This is a genomic window from Mesorhizobium sp. M0139, assembly GCF_040322455.1.
In the GTDB taxonomy this organism is placed as follows: domain Bacteria; phylum Pseudomonadota; class Alphaproteobacteria; order Rhizobiales; family Rhizobiaceae; genus Mesorhizobium.
On the sequence record NZ_JAMYTN010000046.1, the window covers coordinates 1 to 2520 of the forward strand.

Here is a 2520-nt window from a genome sequence, read left to right on the forward strand (position 1 = left end):
CCCCGTCGCTTCGCGCCGACCCTCCCCACAAGGGGGAGGGTGGAAGAAAGCCCAGCTGCCATTCGTTCACCAGCCATGCCGGCATTCATCACCAACAACTCAACCCGCTACGGCTGGGCGGCGATCGTCCTCCACTGGCTGATCGGCATCCTGTTCATCGGCCAGTTCATGCTCGGCTTCATCATGGTGCGGTTGACCAGCCAGCGCACCGCCTTCGAGCTGATCCAGCTGCACAAATCCTTCGGCTTCCTGCTGCTCGGCCTCCTCATCCTGCGCATTGCCTGGCGGCTCGGCAATGCGGCCCCGGCCTTGCCGGCCTCGGTCGGAGGCCTGGAGCGTCGGACGGCGCCGCTGGCGCATCTGGCACTTTATGGCTTCCAGCTCGCGGTGCCGCTGTCCGGCTGGGCACTGGTTTCGGTGTCGATGCTGGAGATCCCCAGCATGCCGTTCAACCTTTTCGTGATGCCGAACCTGCCGCTCGGCGTGTCCGATGCGGCGGAAAACTTCTGGGCGGCAGCACACTGGTATCTCGCCTATGCCGGCATTGCCTTGGTTGCGCTGCATGCGCTGGCGGCGCTGCGGCATCATTTCTGGCTGCGCGACAGCGTGCTCACGCGCATGATCACGCCTTCGTCAGATCAGGACATGGAATAGCGCGCGCCGCGCATTCGTTCATTGGAGTGAGGGCGCAACACTTCGCCTGCCCCAGAAGGACAAAACCCATGTATGCGCGCATCTTCGGATTGGCGGCTGTTGCCGCTTGCCTTGCCATGCCTGTCTCCGCCGCTGTGGACCTCGGCGACGCAGCCGGCAGCTACACGGTCAACCCGACCAGCTCCAGCATTCGCTTCTCCATCGGCAAGGTCGGTGGCGGCGGCCTCGACGGCGTCTTTGGCCGCTTCAAGGGCTCCATCCGCATCGACAACAGCGATGTCGGCCGTTCCGCGGTCAACTTCACCATCTATCCCGAAAGCGTCGGCACCGGCCAGGGCCGCATCGACGCGTTCCTGCGCTCCGATGCGGTATTCGACGTCGCCAACAGCCCCGAAATCCAGTTCCGCTCGACCAGCGTCACCCGCACCAGCGACACCACGGCGCTGGTCAGCGGCCGGCTGACGGCGCGCGGCAAGACGTTTGCGGAAAAGTTCACTGCCGAGCTCGGCGGGCTGAAGGGTGGCGTCATAAAATTCCACGTCACCGGCAAGGTGCTGCGCTCCCGCTACGGCATGGATGTCGGCACGCCGATCTATTCGAATATCGTCAATTTCGACATGACGCTGACGGGCAAGCGAGGCTAGCAGGACCAGCGATCCGCATTGGCTTTTCCCGCAATTTCGGGCAAACCTCCTCGCCTGTAAATCGATAGGAGAAGCCTGATGTTCCGATGGGGTGTTTTGTCGACGGCCAAGATCGGCCGCGAGCAATTGTTGCCGGCAATCGTCGAGGCCGAGAATGGCGTTTTGTCCGCGATCGCCAGCCGCGACCTGTCGAAGGCCGAGGCCCTGGGCGAGCGGTTCGGCGCCAGGCATGCCTTTGGTTCGTATGAGGAGCTGCTCGCTTCGAAAGACGTCGACGGCGTCTACATCCCGCTGCCGACCTCGCAGCATGTCGAGTGGACGGCCAAGGCCATCGAAGCGGGCAAGCATGTGCTGGTGGAAAAGCCGCTGGCGCTCGACGCCAAGAACATCGCACCGCTGATCAAGCTGCGCGACCAGAAGAAGGTGCTGGTCTGCGAGGCCTTCATGGTCATCTACCACCCGCAATGGATCAAGGTGCGCGATCTCATCGCCGATGGCGCCATCGGCCGGCTGCGCCATGTGCAGGGCGCCTTCTCCTATTACAATGTCGATCCCACCAACATGCGCAACCAGCTCGATCTCGGCGGCGGCGCGCTGCCTGATATCGGCGTCTATCCGACGGTGTCGACGCGGTTTTCAACCGGCAAGGAGCCGCTGCGCGTGCAGGCGACGATCGAGCGCGACAAGAAATTCGGCACCGACATCTATTCCTCGATCCGCGCCGATTTCGGCGATTTCGAACTGTCCTTCTATCTGTCGACGCAGATGGCGGCGCGGCAGGTGATGGTGTTCCACGGCGAGAAAGGGTTCATCGAGGTGTTCTCGCCGTTCAATGCCGGGCTCTACGACCATCACCGCATCGAACTGCACAACCAGAACCATACGGAGGCGCAGGTGTTCCGCTTTCCCGGCACGCAGCAATACCGGCGCGAGGTCGAGACGTTTGCCAGGGCGGCACAGGGTGGCAAGGAGCGTGTCTTCACGCTGGAGGAGTCCGTGCTCAACCAGAAGGTCATCGACGCCATCTTCCGCGCCGGCGGCAAGGAAGGCTGGGAAGCCGTCTGATACACCAATCTTAGCCGGTAATTTCATGGGAGAAGGGGGGGGGGCGGGTGGGGGGGGGGGGGCGGGGCGCATTTGGATTAGAAAGAAACCCCCGCCCAGGGGGCGGGGGGACGGGGGGGGCGGCAGTGCGCGGGGGGGGGGTTAGTAAACAAAAACA

At 63.3% G+C, this 2520-nt stretch carries 3 protein-coding genes; all 3 read left to right on the forward strand.

The genetic code is table 11. From position 1 onward, the window contains the following. The first annotated feature begins 75 nt into the window (after window positions 1-75). The 3 genes from NKJ58_RS31420 (at window position 76) to NKJ58_RS31430 (ending at window position 2363) form a co-directional block, all read left to right on the forward strand. Window positions 76-654 (forward strand): cytochrome b, encoded by a 579-nt coding sequence (locus NKJ58_RS31420; RefSeq protein ID WP_023681382.1) that lies wholly within the window; start codon window positions 76-78, stop codon window positions 652-654. A 68-nt stretch (window positions 655-722) separates the two neighbouring features. Continuing rightward, entirely contained in the window at window positions 723-1298 is a 576-nt protein-coding gene (locus NKJ58_RS31425) for a YceI family protein (RefSeq protein ID WP_352741945.1), read from the forward strand. Window positions 1299-1376: 78 nt separating this feature from the next. Beyond that, window positions 1377-2363 (forward strand): Gfo/Idh/MocA family protein, encoded by a 987-nt coding sequence (locus tag NKJ58_RS31430; RefSeq protein WP_352741947.1) that lies wholly within the window; start codon window positions 1377-1379, stop codon window positions 2361-2363. Window positions 2364-2520 lie beyond the last annotated feature (157 nt).

Coding starts and splice junctions, on each gene's coding strand:
- NKJ58_RS31420 (WP_023681382.1), top strand. CDS start 76: ATGCCGGCATTCATCACCAACAACTCAACCCGCTACGGCTGGGCGGCG.
- NKJ58_RS31425 (WP_352741945.1), top strand. CDS start 723: ATGTATGCGCGCATCTTCGGATTGGCGGCTGTTGCCGCTTGCCTTGCC.
- NKJ58_RS31430 (WP_352741947.1), top strand. CDS start 1,377: ATGTTCCGATGGGGTGTTTTGTCGACGGCCAAGATCGGCCGCGAGCAA.